General features: G+C 50.0%; 15 protein-coding genes and 2 rRNA genes. 2 read left to right on the forward strand and 15 right to left on the reverse strand.

Going from position 1 to position 14,842, the window contains the following annotated elements:
• Window positions 1-8: 8 nt before the first annotated feature.
• Window positions 9-914, forward strand: coding sequence for a TIGR01777 family oxidoreductase (locus tag E2980_RS08280; protein ID WP_135151704.1), 906 nt, complete (start codon window positions 9-11; stop codon window positions 912-914).
• A gap of 33 nt (window positions 915-947) precedes the next feature.
• Here the strand turns inward: E2980_RS08280 and E2980_RS08285 are convergent, their stop codons facing one another.
• The 11 genes from E2980_RS08285 to E2980_RS08335 form a co-directional block, all read right to left on the reverse strand.
• Window positions 948-2,489, reverse strand: a complete 1,542-nt coding sequence (locus E2980_RS08285) for a DUF6382 domain-containing protein (protein ID WP_167747031.1) — start codon at window positions 2,487-2,489, stop codon at window positions 948-950.
• A gap of 54 nt (window positions 2,490-2,543) precedes the next feature.
• Entirely contained in the window at window positions 2,544-3,029 is a 486-nt protein-coding gene (locus E2980_RS08290; RefSeq protein ID WP_135151706.1) for an A24 family peptidase, read from the reverse strand.
• Window positions 3,026-4,003 (reverse strand): TadE/TadG family type IV pilus assembly protein, encoded by a 978-nt coding sequence (locus tag E2980_RS08295; RefSeq protein WP_135151707.1) that lies wholly within the window; start codon window positions 4,001-4,003, stop codon window positions 3,026-3,028. The genes E2980_RS08290 and E2980_RS08295 overlap by 4 nt, the downstream gene beginning before the upstream one ends.
• The gene (locus E2980_RS08300) at window positions 3,966-6,245 is read right to left on the reverse strand and encodes a hypothetical protein (RefSeq protein WP_135151708.1); all 2,280 of its coding nucleotides are present in this window, start codon (window positions 6,243-6,245) and stop codon (window positions 3,966-3,968) included. The genes E2980_RS08295 and E2980_RS08300 overlap by 38 nt, the downstream gene beginning before the upstream one ends.
• A 31-nt stretch (window positions 6,246-6,276) precedes the next feature.
• Window positions 6,277-6,963, reverse strand: coding sequence for a pilus assembly protein (locus tag E2980_RS08305; RefSeq protein ID WP_167747032.1), 687 nt, complete (start codon window positions 6,961-6,963; stop codon window positions 6,277-6,279).
• A 14-nt stretch (window positions 6,964-6,977) separates the two neighbouring features.
• A complete protein-coding gene (locus E2980_RS08310) occupies window positions 6,978-7,175 on the reverse strand; it encodes a Flp1 family type IVb pilin (RefSeq protein ID WP_135151710.1) in 198 nt (65 codons plus the stop codon).
• Between the two features lie 33 nt (window positions 7,176-7,208).
• Window positions 7,209-8,051 (reverse strand): type II secretion system F family protein, encoded by an 843-nt coding sequence (locus E2980_RS08315; protein WP_135151711.1) that lies wholly within the window; start codon window positions 8,049-8,051, stop codon window positions 7,209-7,211.
• The gene (locus E2980_RS08320; protein WP_135151712.1) at window positions 8,048-8,788 is read right to left on the reverse strand and encodes a type II secretion system F family protein; all 741 of its coding nucleotides are present in this window, start codon (window positions 8,786-8,788) and stop codon (window positions 8,048-8,050) included. The genes E2980_RS08315 and E2980_RS08320 overlap by 4 nt, the downstream gene beginning before the upstream one ends.
• Window positions 8,785-10,026, reverse strand: coding sequence for a TadA family conjugal transfer-associated ATPase (locus tag E2980_RS08325; protein ID WP_135151713.1), 1,242 nt, complete (start codon window positions 10,024-10,026; stop codon window positions 8,785-8,787). Before E2980_RS08325 ends, E2980_RS08320 begins: the two co-directional genes overlap by 4 nt.
• Window positions 9,989-11,131, reverse strand: coding sequence for a nucleotide-binding protein (locus E2980_RS08330; protein ID WP_135151714.1), 1,143 nt, complete (start codon window positions 11,129-11,131; stop codon window positions 9,989-9,991). Before E2980_RS08330 ends, E2980_RS08325 begins: the two co-directional genes overlap by 38 nt.
• A gap of 276 nt (window positions 11,132-11,407) precedes the next feature.
• A complete protein-coding gene (locus tag E2980_RS08335; protein WP_135151733.1) occupies window positions 11,408-11,995 on the reverse strand; it encodes a guanylate kinase in 588 nt (195 codons plus the stop codon).
• A gap of 288 nt (window positions 11,996-12,283) precedes the next feature.
• On the opposite strand from E2980_RS08335, the gene E2980_RS08340 reads away from it, so the two are divergent.
• Window positions 12,284-12,838, forward strand: a complete 555-nt coding sequence (locus E2980_RS08340; protein WP_135151715.1) for a C40 family peptidase — start codon at window positions 12,284-12,286, stop codon at window positions 12,836-12,838.
• A 49-nt stretch (window positions 12,839-12,887) separates the two neighbouring features.
• Here E2980_RS08340 and E2980_RS08345 read toward each other — a convergent pair whose 3' ends face one another.
• The 4 genes from E2980_RS08345 to E2980_RS08360 form a co-directional block, all read right to left on the reverse strand.
• A complete protein-coding gene (locus E2980_RS08345; RefSeq protein ID WP_135151716.1) occupies window positions 12,888-13,817 on the reverse strand; it encodes an SPFH domain-containing protein in 930 nt (309 codons plus the stop codon).
• Complete coding sequence (locus tag E2980_RS08350) at window positions 13,814-14,251, reverse strand: NfeD family protein (protein WP_135151717.1); 438 nt, start codon at window positions 14,249-14,251, stop codon at window positions 13,814-13,816. The genes E2980_RS08345 and E2980_RS08350 overlap by 4 nt, the downstream gene beginning before the upstream one ends.
• A gap of 184 nt (window positions 14,252-14,435) precedes the next feature.
• Window positions 14,436-14,552: ribosomal RNA gene (gene rrf / locus E2980_RS08355) — 5S ribosomal RNA — on the reverse strand.
• A gap of 164 nt (window positions 14,553-14,716) precedes the next feature.
• Window positions 14,717-14,842: ribosomal RNA gene (locus tag E2980_RS08360) — 23S ribosomal RNA — on the reverse strand; the annotation flags it as partial.

Raw genomic sequence — 14,842 nt, forward strand, 5'->3', positions numbered from 1 at the left:
GGGGCGCAATGCGCCTGTTGTTGTGCGGAGGTACGGGTTTCATTGGTAGAGCTCTGACGCACGCGCTGTTATCCCGAGGGGATACAGTGTGGATTATTACGAGGAAGAAGCCTGTGATATCCCCTTACGACGACGCCCTCCCCCATCCCCATTACTTAACTTGGACGGAATGGAGCGCGAATCCCGATCTTATAGGTGACGTTGACGGCATCGTGAACTTGACCGGAGAATCCATTAATCAAAGATGGACAAAGTCGTCTAAGGAACGGATTGTAAATTCCCGGATAGAAGCGGCTGCTCGGATCGCGGATAATCTTAAACGTATGAGTTCGCCGCCCGGCGTTGTCGTTAACGCCTCTGGAATTTCTCTGTATGGCCACTCCGGTAAACAGGTATTTGACGAAAACTTTCCGGTTATGCCGGCAGACTTTCTGGGGACGACCGTAGTCAAATGGGAAGAAGCCGCGGATCAGATTCCCGTCAAACGTTTAGTTAAGCTCCGAATCGGTCTCGTCTGTGCCCGCGAAGGCGGCGCATTCCCCCTGATTCGGCTGCCTTATCGCCTGTTCGGCGGCGGTCGGATAGGCAGCGGAAAACAAGGCTTGCCGTGGATTCACCTGCAGGATATGGTTTCCCTCATTTTATTCTGTTTAGATCACCCCACCCTATCGGGTCCGGTTAATGCCGTCGCTCCCGATCCGGTGTCCAACGATGAATTCGGACGCGTTCTAGGACGCGTGACGAGAAGGCCCCATTGGTTTCCCGTTCCGGAATTCCTGTTGAAATCTATTCTTGGCGAAATGAGTACTCTGGTATTAACCGGTCAGAAGGCAATGCCAAGAAAGCTACTTGACCACGGATTTACGTTCGCGTTTCCTAAACTTGAAGAAGCCTTGCGGGATATTACCCGCTAAGGCTTCTTTTTTATTAAGAGCGAGACCGCCATTTCATTCCGCCTGCTGGAATTGGTATTGCGAGTTGGCCAATTTCAAGCAATCACCCGCTTGCAGGGCATATAGCTCATAGGGAGCCATCGGTTTGTCATTGAGCCGGGTACCGTTCCTCGATCCAAGGTCCTTGACCTTCCATTGCTCAGACACCCTCAATAGTTCAACGTGAGCTCGCGAAATCCCCATCGAATCGTCGACATGCTGAGCAGCATCCGCTGATCTGCCAATTACCAATGATTTCCCTTGAAGGGGAATTCTGAACCCGGCATCCTTAGTGCTCCATACCAAAAAACAGGTATCGGCTTCCGATTTCGGAGTATGCTCCAGAAATGTCGTCCGATCATTCGCCGACGATAACCATGAGGTTGCCGCTATAGCAGAATTATTGTCCTCCTGTAGAAGTGAATCGTTCGCGGGAAAGGGATCCGGCATGTTGGAAAGCATAGATCCTCGCAACTCCGGCGCGGGGAATCTGGGTATGGCACGCTCCCCGTATTCCATCCCGCTCTCCCTCCATGACGATTCAAAAGCTTCCATCTTCATTTTGTTCGAAGATTCCCGTACTCGTTCCCGCTTACTCATCCATCCAGGCTTTCCTTTCCACAGTAGCAATCCTCCGGCAACGGACACTAAAGTCAAACACAGGCATAATAAAAACTTTTGTTCGGATGGCTGAGATAAATACAAAAATCTCCAGATTATTGCATTAAGAAATATCATAAGGCAAACGACTATGATCCTCCATTTCCCGATATCCAAATCCTCTTCCCGTTGATCATCTGCTGAATTCGGCCCTCCCTCTGATGAAGCACGTTGCATGCTCCTTACCGCCGGTTCTGCCATGTCTCCCCACATTTCGGACACGGAGTGAAGTTCGCCCGATATCGGCTGCAGAAGATCCCAAGAACGAGAAGGTTTTGCAGGGATCGGTTTCCTTTCCGCTAAAGGCATGTTCGCTATGGGAATGTCCGATACAGAAGGAGCTTGAGATTGGTTCCTTCTTTCGCCTTCCCCCTTTAACACATTCGCCAAATATTGTTTACAATATCGACTTAAGACGATAGGCGTAAAGCCGGTCGATGCAACAAGACGCAGCACATTTTGCAAAACATGCCCATCCGGTTCTTGGACCTTCATCATCCACTTTATGATTAGCCGTTCCAGATCATCCGCCCGGTGAAGGGTAGGCATGTCGATCGGGAGATAGGTGAAATTTAAGTCGTGCCAGTCATTCCCTACGAAGATATACTCCTCTTGGAGCCTAACCCGATCAGCGTCGAGCAGATAGAGCCTGCATTCCTCGAGCACTTCGGCTAGCCTGCACAACGCCCCCATCATATCGGACATAGACCAATTGGTCGTTCGCGTCGCTTCCGTCAGCATGCGTGTACCCGATAAGGAATACCTCAAGGATACGCGACCATCGAATTCTTCCGTCTCCATCGGGAGCAGCCCGGGAATCTCGCACTGCTTCAGCATGTGAAGCTGTATCTCATTCAATTCTTCGCAGGAGAAAGGGGGATCGCGTTCAATGATCATGTGGTGTCCCCGCTTCTGCTCAAATCTAACTATCAAAGGTTCCATCAATCATCCCTATCCTCTCGCCAATAAGGTAATAAAGCCTGGAGCAACCGCGAGCATAAACGGAAATTGCACGGCTCTTCCTCCCGCCGACGGATGCGCCCCCCACGGCCATTTCAGCTTTCTCCCCATCGCTCTTATACCAGGAAGGCGCAGTAAGAGCAGCAAACACGCTATGCCTCCGGCAAAAAGGATCGAGAGAACGAGCAATTTAAGCGTGATATAAGGGCCTGCCCATATCCCGAAAGCTCCGAACCATTTCACGTCTCCCCCTCCGATTCCGCCGAAGCGGTTCATGACGTACAGAGGAACCAAGCCCGCCAACGCGCCTGCCAGCCCCCACCCCGCTCCGCCGATCCCATGCCCTAGAAGCTGATAGACGATTCCTCCAACCGCGAATGCTACGGTTAAACCGTTAGGGATCCGCATCGTTCGTAAATCCGTCCAGCACCCGGCAGCGAGCAGAATACTGACCATCACCAACACCCCTATACTCACTGCTCAACCTCCTTGAAATCGGTAGTGGTTTTGCCCGCAACTTCGAACGACTGCGTCCAGATGCCCCCCTCCGCATTAGAGACTTGCCAGTTCCATTGACCTGGCGTCGTCCTGCCCGATACATGCCAAGTCCACGAAACCAGTCCGGAGGCATCTGCGGTGGCACTTCCCAGATGTTTCGCTTGGCTTAACCCGCTTTTGTATATAATGGTGAGGTCAATCACTGCTCCCGGTGTTGTGCGGATGACTAACGTCGCTTTGCGGCCCGGTCTTACCGGATTCGGCTCTAAGGAAACAAAGCTGACGTTAAAGGTTTCCTTCCCATCCTCTGCTACCCGAGACATTGACGGACTGCCTCCGATCCACGCTCGCTCTCTGGCAGATTCTTTTAATATTAATTTCCGGCCTAAAAACGGAACTTGAACAGGGAGTTCATATTCCGCTTCAATGGTTAAATAGGCGCTCCCCCTGTCCACTTCATCAGGCAGTCCGACTTCAGTAAGGGTAAGCCTTGCGGAATCCAATATATCATCGTCTAAAAATTGCTTCATAAGCTGGCTGAATGCCAGCTTTGAAGCTCCTTGTTCCAAGGATACTGAGCCCTTCGAGGCTTGCTCTGCCCACTCCGTCATCGGAGAAGGCAACCACTCCCCATATTCGTCCAAGATCTCCGCAACATTCAACCACTTACTGTTCCAACTCTCGATTTGTTGGTTAAGTTCGGATGCCCGCGCTTGCTCCAACGCAAGAGAAATAGGATACCATGCCGAAGCTGCTTGCCTGGCTGTTTGAGATAACGCTCCGTGCAACGCCATGGATATGACAGCCGTCTGCACCATGAAGATCAAGAACATCACAATCATCAGGAACACCGGCATCACGAGCGCCGTCTCCAAGGTTAATCCGCCGCTATCGGCAGCGAAGGATCTTCTCTTCTTATTGATAAGAGATATCTGCGGTATATGTCGCTTCATAACGGTTCCCCTTTATCGTCCCCCCAAGATCCCCGAGGCGTCCCATCGCCTTAAGCACCCCAGGAAAAAACCACAATCGGACCGATGCGCTTCCTTCTCCGCTCGCATAAGTATATGTCCTGCGAAAGTCCAAGCCCGATGCATGTTCCATCACGGAAATCGTTCTAGCCATTTGGTTGCCCGAGCCTCCGTGCCCAAGCAAGAAAAGCCTTAGATAATCCGTATAGACCGTATCCACTTTAATAAATTTAGACAGTTGGACTTTTCCATGCTCGATTAGGAGGTTCAGATCGAGCATGGCATTGCGAATGCCATAAACAAGCGCCGCTGCTAGAACCAAGAGAGGGTGTCCCAGCGCTCGGCTTTCAATCAATCCCTCCATCGTTCGGATAGCCAATCGAAAAGCGAATATTTCTCCATATGCAGCCGCGATATTCCCTGCCGGATTGTTTAATCCGTACAAGATGTACTCTACTTCTTGCAGATGAATATCAAGCGACGGCTTTCCGCCATGCAGCATTTCCTTAGCGAGTGAAGGATCGAAATGGGATAACCGGGAAATCGAATATTCGGAGAAATACAATTGATCCCGAGTCCCAAGCAAGGAATCTTCTAAAGCATTCATCAATCCGCTGGATTCCGACATCGCCTCGTCCCTTGCCTCGGCGGGTTTGCCGTTTCTCTCCAACTTAGCTTGTTCCTCCTCGGTTTGATTCCATTCCCTGTTGTTATCGTAAAGGCCTTCAGTCCTTTCAAAGCTTATTTTCTCCTCCTCGGACCCGGAGAAGCCGCTTAACGTTCCCAAAAAATGCATCGCGCCAGACCATTCCGTTTTCGCTTTCTGCTCCTCTAGCTTGCGTTCGCTATCCTTTGAACGATGCCTTTGCAGCTTCATCAGACGCTCGGAGCATATCGAACCATTCGGGCCGTATGCCTGCGCGAAGTCTGAAAACATGCTCTGCAACCGAGCAGCTCCGCCTCGTAAAGCCGCCCCCATCCCCGTCGATCCCGGAACGGATGCAGCCAAGGAAGAGAAAGACGCCGCCTCGTTCGCGAGAATCAGGCCTTGCGATTGTTGAAGACTGATCTCAGCCGCATATTGATCGAAGAAAACCGAATCCAGCACTAAATCATCAGCCATATCTCGAAGCTGCTCCAGTGATTGTATTTGATCGCCAACCCCATTATTGTCTTCCCCAGCCGATACTTCGGCGGATGAGGAGTCCTCTGCTGTGCTTCTCGCTTGTTCCACAATTGCCCTCATCTCGTCATTGACTAACTTAGCTCTAAGGTAGGCTGCGTTAGCTTGTTCCCCGAATTTCTCGGATTTAGCACGAATTGCAGTCGAGCGTTGGGAAAGGACTGCCGATAATGAGATGGCTCCAGACTCGTAAGCTGTGATAATAGCGCCATATCGCGGCCCTTCCACCTCATCATCCGCACGCTCCTCATCCGTATCTTCACCGTTTTCCTCCCGTCCCTTTTTCTCTTCCATGCGAATCCGTTGAGCTTCCGCCCGCGCTTCATCCTCTTGTCGTTTGTTTACGTAATCATCATATTGAGCCGCGAGATCGGCTATGGTGCTGATATCGCCCGAAGACTGACTGGCAGTAACCTCAGCCAATAACTGTTGGATGCCCGCACCCGCGCTTTTCTGAGCATTCAGAACTTCATCAAAGGCAGATTCCCGCCTATCGTATGCCTTCCGCATTTTCTCCAATAGGTCTACCGTCTCCGTTGCCTCTTTCAAGGCCACGGATACTCCTCGAAATCGATCCGCCACCTCCAAAGTCAAATCAATCGGGGCCTTATATTTCATTTCCTCGAGGATTTGCCTGCGAATAACGTCGTGGTCGCCCAGCGGTCGGCTTTCCGTGACATCCGTCTCCTCCCACCGAGTATCCAAGAACCTAAATGCCCCTGTTCCTTCCGGCGCGATATTCCCTTCCAAAGTATTTCTAAACAGCTCATTGGCCGACTCCCCGCCCCGGATGAACAGTCCGTACTTTGCATAGATTAGCGGATCAAAGGAGGACAGAGTTGAACGAACGCCCGACTTAACAGATAATTCAGCCTGTTTGCGGAATGCCGCTATCCTCGCGAAATCGATCAGTAAAGCTGTAAGCAATACGAAAGCCGCGGTAATCACGATAAAATAAATGGAAGCCGAGCCCGCTGTCGTACATACGCTTGCCTGCAAGCCGCGACTAGGGGACTTTCCCCTATTGCTTGAACCGTCCATTCAACTCACCCCCTTTCTTCTGAAAGTAAAATTACGGCTTGCGTTTTCGCAGAACACCTCCTGCTTTGTCGCGATATTCCGACTCCCCCTCCTTCGCCCCCTTCATCTTGGCTGCGTAATAGCGCACTAAATCAAAGGTACGAAGAAACTCCGCGGGTTCTACAATCAGAGCAGAAACCTCGGATTCAGCTTCGCCTCTCCCGCGAAGCCAATTAAGCGGCTTTACATTCCATGAGCTAGATAGCTCCACGGCAACTTCACGCTGAATTCCGATGTTCTCGTATCTCATTTCTCCGTTTCCGACCTTATGGGAAGAAGCCGGCTCGACACTATATTTCCTCAACTTATCCACTGCGGAAGAACCATTGCTGCCCTCCGATTCAGAGTTAATCCCGGCACTAACCTCCCGATTCTCCGAAACTAAGCCGAACAAGCCTTGGACGAGGCTGTCCTCGGTCAACCTCCAATATAATCCGTCGTACTTCCCCTCCGGGTATGCACCGGTATGTGTATCCTTAGCCGAGTTTGACCAACCGAAAGCGGTTCGCTCCGCTGTCACCGTAGAACTGTAATAGAGAAGCGATTTCTGAGAAACGAATAAGGCGAACAACAGAAGGATCAAGGTAATCATAACAACCCAAGGAAATATCAAGGCCGCTTCCAAGGAGATCGATCCCGACGTATTTGCCTTGCATTTGTATCTCGTGAGCGGAATCATTCCGCAGTCCCTGCTCACTCGAATACGGAATCGGCTTTGCCTTCTACAGATTCCATTAGCTCGCCCAGAAACTCCAGGATCCAATCCTTGAACAAAATCGCAACGATAATGAGAACAGCCGCGATTAATACGAGCTCTAACGTGCTTAGTCCTTCCTCATCCCTCCAAAGTGCGCAAACCGACTTCGTTCCGATTCGTAGTAAGTTTTCCATCCGATCATTATCCTTTCTCCCAAGTAATGGATCTTACATCATAAACATCGCAGGAGCTCCTACCAGCACCATAATCAATAAAAATACGAGCGTCAGCGGAAAAGCCAAACGCGAAGAAGCTTGCTCTCCAAGCGTACGGGCTATCGCCTTCCTCTTGTCCCACATTTGCCTCGTTAGTTCCCGTAAGGCCGGCACGAAGTCATCTCCCCCTCTTCGCGCGTTAATGAGCAAAGTAGTTGCGAACAACTTTACCTCAGGCACAGCGCATCTTCTCCCCATCTCTTCAAGGGCAAGCGAAAGGCTCTCCCCTCGCTTCATCATCTCGATTGCGGCCATTAATTCCACGTATAGGGGATGCTTGCTCCCCTTTTTCTGTTCTAAGATTCTTGTCAATGCCCGCATTACGTTCTCCCCGGCGTTCACCATGAGCAGCAGCTTGCTAAGCAGCTCGGGTAATTCCATGACGATCTCTTGGCGCCTTCTATTGACTTTACCGAAGAGCTCTTTCGTCCGAAGCACAGGCAAACAGCAAGCGATTATGAAACCCATAAGCAGTAAACCTGGGTTACCCGACATCAAGGCTAACAGGCTTGTAATCGTTAAAGCGATATAGGAAAGACCGATACTTTCGGCTGTCCATGCGATCAATAGACCAAGAGAGCTGTCCCCCCCGTTCAGCAAGGACAAAGATAATCTCTGTTTATGCAGCAACGGGTGCAATCTTTCGTGGACCGGACGTATCCGCAGCATGACGACGAAAGGCTCAATATGGATCAGAAACCGGTTCTCCTCGCGAACCCTCCAAGCTTTAATAACCAATCCCGCATAAAACGCTATTAAGCACGCGCTGACCATCTTCGGCATCCAATCGCTCATAGCTTAATATCCATAATTCGAGACATCCACCAGCTACAACCCATTAATAGGAGAATGCATACCGTTAGTAACACGATTCCCATTCCTTGATGCAGGGGTTGCATATAATCGGCGGCCATAAATCCAAGAATGCCAACGAAAGCGAAAGGCATCCCCATCATAATCCGCGACTCGAATTTCTTTTGCGAGATCAGCACGGAAACTTCAAGCTCGACCTCGAGCTTCTCCCCGATAAGCTGCGAGGTCTTGCGAACGACCTCCACCAAATCGCCCCCCGCCCTTTTGCAAATACCGATGACGTCCGCGAAGCTCTTCAACTCCTCCAAGTCCGAACGCTTCGCGAAATCTCGCAAGCATGCTTCCAACTGCTCCCCGTTCTTGAGCCGATTGGCAATCGCCTTTAGCTCGATTATTAAATCAGACCGTGTATCTCCGATAAGAAGAACCAGATCGTTCTCCAATGTCATAAAGGCATTTTCGACCGATCTACCCGCGGATAGCAACGAAGATAGAGCGTGCAAGGCATCCTTAAATTGCAACCTTAGCTTTTCCCGTCGCTTTCTGCACAAAGCCTTCGCATAGTAACGGGGGTAGAGCAAACCGACCGGTGTCGCCGCCAGCGCGATAATCGAATGACGATACATCAACCAAATGACCGTGAAGCACAATACGCAACCTACGGCATTGGCCCAAAGCTTCTCGATAGTACTTAGACGATAAGTTCCGTACTCCGTCATCCTGCTTCCCCTCCCAGAAGTCCGGCATGACGCAGCTTACGAATATCACGAAGTGGTTCAACCCGCCTTAATCTTCCTACGATACGGCCATTATGTTCACCCTCTTCCTCGAAGCGGAATAATACGCTCAGCTCGACTTCCCCATCCCGGATACCCGCGATTTCGCAAATCTCCGTTACCCTGCGCGTAGAATCGCGGAATCGGCTTAGTTGAATAACCACATCTACTGCCGAAGCGATCTGTTGTCTGACTACCGGCACGGGCAATTCCGCCCCGCTTAACACCATCGTCTCAAGTCTCGAGATCATATCCTTGGCTCCATTCGAGTGTCCGGTCGATAAGCTGCCTTCATGTCCAGTATTCATGGCCTGAAGCATATCAAGCGCCTCCGCTCCCCTGACCTCGCCGACAATGATACGGTTAGGACGCATTCGCAAGGAGGCTCGGATAAGCTCGCGTATGCCGATCTGACCCTTGCCCTCGCTATTAGCATTACGCGTTTCTAAAGATACTAGGTTTGGCACGCCGCGTATTTGCAGCTCCGCCGCATCCTCAATCGTGATTACCCGTTCATCCGCCGGTATCCATTGGGATAGCGCGTTAAGAAAGGTGGTCTTTCCCGAGCCCGTTCCACCACTAATGAACAGGTTATATTTGGCCTCAACCATCTGGCGAAGGAAATCGGAGGCCTCTTGCGACAAGGTCTCCTTTTCTATCAGTTCCTTCATTCCAAGCGGGCTATGCGGAAACCGTCGTATCGTAACCGTCGGCCCCTTCAAAGCAATCGGAGGCAAGACCACATGAACCCTTGAGCCATCAGGTAAACGGGCATCGACGATCGGCGAAGCCTCGTTCACGATCCGATTCACCCGCCCCACCATGCTTTGAATAAGATCCTCCAGCCTTTCGGGGCTTTCGAAGCCCAAATTTACCGATTTCAGTTCTCCTTGACGCTCGATATAAATTTCATCGTGCGAGTTGATCATGATTTCCGTGATCTCTTGATCTTCCAATAATGGCTGCAGCGCGTCCAATCCGCGGAAGGAATGAAATAACCTCTTGACCGCTGACTTACGCTCTCCTGCGGTCATCGTGCGAGTTCGTTCCCTTCGGAACAGCTCATTCTCGATCAACTGCCCTAGCTGGTCATCCGACAGAGAGCTATCCCACGATAACCGCGAGCGTACGGCTTCCCTTAGCTCAGCCAGCTCCTCTAACGTGAGACCGCTGATTTCCATGACCTTCTTCCCTCCTTCTTCTTACGCTTGGTGAATTCCCTCCTATCTCCAATCCAAGAAGCAATTGCTCAACCGCTCCTGAGAAAGCGGGAGAAGCGAGCAGTCTCCCCGGTTGATCTATCGTTTTCCATTGCGGGATGTACGGAAGTACAACCTTAGGAGCTTCCCCGGGTAAATTCCACTGATTGATTAAGCCTCCTCCGATAGCTTTGTTCAATACAAACGAAAGCTTAGATATCTTCTCGGAAATATGGGCTTGCCAATAACGAAGCAGCTTCTCCGACTTCATGAGCCCTTGAGCATCATCGGCAATCAACCATACGACCCGATCGCTTAAATCCAGAAGCCTGCGATGCCATTCACCCGCTCCCGAATCGGGATCGATCACGATCATGTCATATCGGCCCATGTTACGGAATTTTTCTAATAGTGCCTCCATTAATTCCGGAGTCAGCGCTAACCGTTCTCCTGGATGATCAGGCGCATCGACATAATCGGTGCGTAATTGCGGCTGGTGACGGCAGAGCTGCTCCAGCAAAGAATCCCATTGTTCAGGGTGTGCCTGCAACGCATAAAGCAAGCGAGACAAGCTATCCGGTTCACCCTTGCCGAATAGTAATGAAGTCGCATTCAAGGCTTCCATATTCATGTAGAAGGTACGCAATCCGCGTTCTCCTGCTTGACGGATTAAATTCAAAGCTACGGTTGTTTTGCCAACTCCACCCGAAGCGGAGAAAACGGTTACCACCTGGCATCCGGAAGTAGAGCCTCCCTGATTCGCGGCCATCCCAGACCTAATTCCCGATAGGATGCTGGGTAACGGCTGGTATTGAACAATCTCTTGCCATCGCCCGTCGACCATCCCCTTCTGCTTAACCAACGATATGACCTTCCCTGCCCGATCGCACAATGTACCCGCCTCTAGTAACATATCCGCCTGCCCGATCAATAGGTCGACCATAGCGTTATTCTGAAGCTCTTTTCTCAATGCGCTGCCATGCGTGTAGACCCCAATGTCCCATCCCGTTTCTTCCTCACGCAAATATTCCGCAAGCTTAGCTGCATATTCGCGATGCGAAATCGCCAGCACAACCCTTTTCGCCATCCCTATTCCTCCTTGTCAGGAAATACAAAAAACCGCAAACCCCGACGCTTAACGTCAGAGTTTGCGGTGCTTCCGCATAGCTTTTGTGAATGTGTATCGATAAGATACCATGAGTTACCATTTTCGTCAATGATGCCGTTAAAAATTTTCTTTTGTTTGCACTGAATAAATCTATAAACGATAGCCTGTCCCATAATGAATGTTAATATTCGAAAAACCCGCAAACCCAGGCTGAGGTCCTGGATTTGCGGGTTTTTATGCTGAATTGCTTAAAGATTAGTCCTTATCGATCAAGTCGCGCTGCAGGTATGTTTCCAACGTATTCGTTATTTCGTAAGTGGTTTGCCCTAAATCATAATTTTCGAATGCATGCTCGCAGGAGCCTCGATAACCCATCTCTAAGTCATAGTGACTGAGATGCTTTTCGATGACTTCCTCCGGTAGGCCAAGCGCGCGCTCCCGTTCCTCCACCGTCCTTCGATCGGTGTAAAGGAATAATCGAATAACTTTATCCCCGTATATCTTCTTTAAAATGCTCGCGCCCTCATGATTCATAATGAGATATACAGAGTCGATATGGTTCAGCTTGCTCTCAATATCCAAGCTACGAATTCCGTAATGATTACCGTCAATCTCGACGCTCTCAAGAAATTCGCCTTGCTTCTCCATTTCGTCGTAAGCTTCATGCGTAATAAAGTGATAATCCTGTCCGTTTACTTCTCCAGGTCTTTGCGAACGAGTCACGAAAGATACGATCTTCTCCATCCCGAAGGTTTGACCTACGGCCTCCGCTACTGATTTCCGTCCCGATCCGTCGGGTCCCGTAAATACGATAATCTTATTCCGGTCGTTCAGCTCGTACATCCGCACCATCTCCCTCTTCATGAAAAAAGATGTAATACTCACTATGTGCAGAATTATCTGATTATTACTTAGTATAGGAGATCTGCGATCAGAACGTCAATAAAATGCCCGAAATGATACGTTTATCGCCAAAATGCTTCTGAATTCGCCCATTTCCGTCTTCTTATTTCATAAAAAAAATATCGACCACAATTTCCCTTAATTAAGAAGCCCTCAAATTTCCTACATGGGGACAAGCCGCGTGCTATACTTCCATTTGTCACCTAGATCACCTATAGGAGGGTTAATATGACTAAAAATATCCAATTCAAGAAATTCATTATCGGTGCTGCATGCTTCATGATTATGGCTACGGGAAGCGGCGTTGTCGCTGGACAGCAATCCGCTCATGCTGCAACGGTAACCGCAAATACAGCTGTTCAAGAAAACGCGGTAACTGCAAGCTCGACGTCAGCTCAGAAGAAAAATGCCATTATCGCTCACTCCAAAAGCTTAATCGGCAAAGTACGCTACAAATTCGGAGTTAACAATCCAAGCAAGCTTTGGTTCGATTGCTCCTCCTTCACTAAATATGTATTCGGAAAACAAGGAATTAGTCTGAAGTGGGGCTCCGTGGCTCAAAGTAAACAAGGCTCGTTCGTCGCCCGGAAAAACCTGCAGAAGGGCGATCTGATCTTCCTCAGCGTCAGCAAGCCCGGCAGAATCAATCACGTCGGCATCTACATCGGCGGCGGCCTGTTCATTCACAACACGATTGGCAGTTCCCATAACGGTCTTCTGATCAGCAACATTAACTCTAGCTCTTACACGAAGCGTTACATTACCGCTCGTCGCGTAGGCTAGTTATAAACAAACCCCGCAATGACGACATTGCGGGGTTTTACTTATTTCGCTATTCGGGTTTTTTCGCTTTGAATACTTCTCCAATCGCTCCGATGCTGCCTAATGTATCCACCGCACTAACCGGCAGAAACACCTTATTCGCGGCTCCCTTGGCGATCTCGCTTAATGCCTCGAAAGACCGGTAAGCTAACACGTTCTCATCCAAACCTGCCGCGCGAAGCAATTCAATCCTGATTTTCTCTGCCTCGGCTACCGCCTGTATCGCTTTCGCTTGCCCGAGCGCCTCCAGCTCTTGTGCCTGACGTAAGCCTTCCGCTTGACGAATACGAGCCTCTTTCTCCCCTTCCGCCTTAAGGATTTTACTCTGCTTGTCTCCCTCGGATCTCAAAATCACGTCCTGTTTTGCCGCTTCCGCTTCTAGAACGATAGCCCTCTTGCTTCTCTCGGCCTTCATTTGCTTATCCATTGCCTCTTGGATGTCCAATGGCGGCTTGATATCAAGCACCTCCACCCGCTCGATGCGAACACCCCATTTCTCTGTCGCCTCATCTAGCGCTAAACGTATATTAGATGAAATTCTCTCCCGCCCGGACAACGTCTCGTCTAATTCCATGTTCCCGATAATCTGCCGCAAGGTAGCCGTAGTAATATTGCGAACTCCGTATACATAATCGGAAATTCCGTATGTAGCTTGATCCGGAGCGACGATCTGATAGAAAATAATCGTGTCGATCTGTACTTGTACGTTATCTTTCGTAATAACGGTTTGAGGAGGGACGTTCGCTTGCTGAATTCGCAAATCATGATACACGCGCACATTGTCGATGAACGGAACGAGAACGTTTACTCCCGGCGTCAACAGGCGATTGTACTTGCCAAGCCGCTCAACAACGCCAACCCTTTGCTGCGGGACGATCTTGATGGACAACATCACGATCAAGACGATAACGATCAAAATCAGAAAAACGACATAGATCATTCCGATGAACCTCCCCATTTTTGTACTTCTAGCACCGTTGTTCCCCGACTAATGACTCTTATAGGGTCGTCCTTGCTTAAGGTGTCGATGGAAATGGCGCTCCAAGATTCATTGCCTACCTTCACGATGCCGGGATTACCAGGAGAAATCTCCTCCATCACGATTCCCGTTTTCCCCACAAGCTCATTTATCGCGTCTCGGTAGCCCTTGGATTCCCTAAACCTCCGAGTTAGCGGCTTGGTGAAAATGGTAAGCGCAAGCGCAACGACACCACCCGTCAAGGCATGAACCATGAACCATTCGGGAAAAATAAGTGCGACTGCCGCTGCGATTACCGCTCCTATCCCAAGCCAGAGCAAATAGAACGTTAGCGTAAGCATCTCGGCTATGAGCAACGCTCCACCAACAATAAGCCAAATTGCCCACCACTCCATAACGTATCACCGCCTCTTCCTACATTCTACGATTGTTCGATCGCTCTCATTACACAGTGAACACTAAAAACCCTCGCTATTCGCAAAGGTTTAATACTGTATTTCGTTCCTTGGTATTTAGTCATCTGTATACATTCGTCAGACACGAAAAAAGCACCCGCGAGGGTGCTTTCTCTGTTATCCGGCCTGGCAACGTCCTACTCTCCCAGGACCCTGCGGTCCAAGTACCATTGGCGCTGGAGGGCTTAACGGTCGTGTTCGGGATGGGTACGCGTGGAACCCCTCCGCCATTATTACCAGACCGGTCGTGCGACGAAGTCGTCACGAATCGCATGTCTGCAGGCAACGTTGTGAAACAACGTGTTGCAGATGTGCGTTAGACAAGGCTTGCGCCTTGAAAACTGGATGCGAAGCAAAGCTTAGAAGAAGTTGGTGAGTATCATTTGCATTACAGTGTCATTCGTTTAGGATAAGCCCTCGACCGATTAGTACTCGTCAGCTGCACACGTTGCCGCGCTTCCACCCCGAGCCTATCAACCTGGTGTTCTTCCAGGGGTCTTACGAATTGGGAAATCTCATCTTGAGGCAGGC

This window comes from Cohnella luojiensis (assembly GCF_004564235.1).
Classification (GTDB): Bacteria; Bacillota; Bacilli; order Paenibacillales; family Paenibacillaceae; genus Cohnella; species Cohnella luojiensis.

Excerpts from the sequence above, each read along its gene's own strand:
- E2980_RS08280 (WP_135151704.1), top strand. The coding sequence starts at position 9 with ATGCGCCTGTTGTTGTGCGGAGGTACGGGTTTCATTGGTAGAGCTCTG.
- E2980_RS08285 (WP_167747031.1), bottom strand. The coding sequence starts at position 2,489 with ATGATCATTGAACGCGATCCCCCTTTCTCCTGCGAAGAATTGAATGAG.
- E2980_RS08295 (WP_135151707.1), bottom strand. The coding sequence starts at position 4,003 with ATGAAGCGACATATACCGCAGATATCTCTTATCAATAAGAAGAGAAGA.
- E2980_RS08300 (WP_135151708.1), bottom strand. The coding sequence starts at position 6,245 with ATGGACGGTTCAAGCAATAGGGGAAAGTCCCCTAGTCGCGGCTTGCAG.
- E2980_RS08305 (WP_167747032.1), bottom strand. The coding sequence starts at position 6,963 with ATGATTCCGCTCACGAGATACAAATGCAAGGCAAATACGTCGGGATCG.
- E2980_RS08310 (WP_135151710.1), bottom strand. The coding sequence starts at position 7,175 with ATGGAAAACTTACTACGAATCGGAACGAAGTCGGTTTGCGCACTTTGG.
- E2980_RS08315 (WP_135151711.1), bottom strand. The coding sequence starts at position 8,051 with ATGAGCGATTGGATGCCGAAGATGGTCAGCGCGTGCTTAATAGCGTTT.
- E2980_RS08320 (WP_135151712.1), bottom strand. The coding sequence starts at position 8,788 with ATGACGGAGTACGGAACTTATCGTCTAAGTACTATCGAGAAGCTTTGG.
- E2980_RS08325 (WP_135151713.1), bottom strand. The coding sequence starts at position 10,026 with ATGGAAATCAGCGGTCTCACGTTAGAGGAGCTGGCTGAGCTAAGGGAA.
- E2980_RS08330 (WP_135151714.1), bottom strand. The coding sequence starts at position 11,131 with ATGGCGAAAAGGGTTGTGCTGGCGATTTCGCATCGCGAATATGCAGCT.
- E2980_RS08335 (WP_135151733.1), bottom strand. The coding sequence starts at position 11,995 with ATGTACGAGCTGAACGACCGGAATAAGATTATCGTATTTACGGGACCC.
- E2980_RS08340 (WP_135151715.1), top strand. The coding sequence starts at position 12,284 with ATGACTAAAAATATCCAATTCAAGAAATTCATTATCGGTGCTGCATGC.
- E2980_RS08345 (WP_135151716.1), bottom strand. The coding sequence starts at position 13,817 with ATGATCTATGTCGTTTTTCTGATTTTGATCGTTATCGTCTTGATCGTG.
- E2980_RS08350 (WP_135151717.1), bottom strand. The coding sequence starts at position 14,251 with ATGGAGTGGTGGGCAATTTGGCTTATTGTTGGTGGAGCGTTGCTCATA.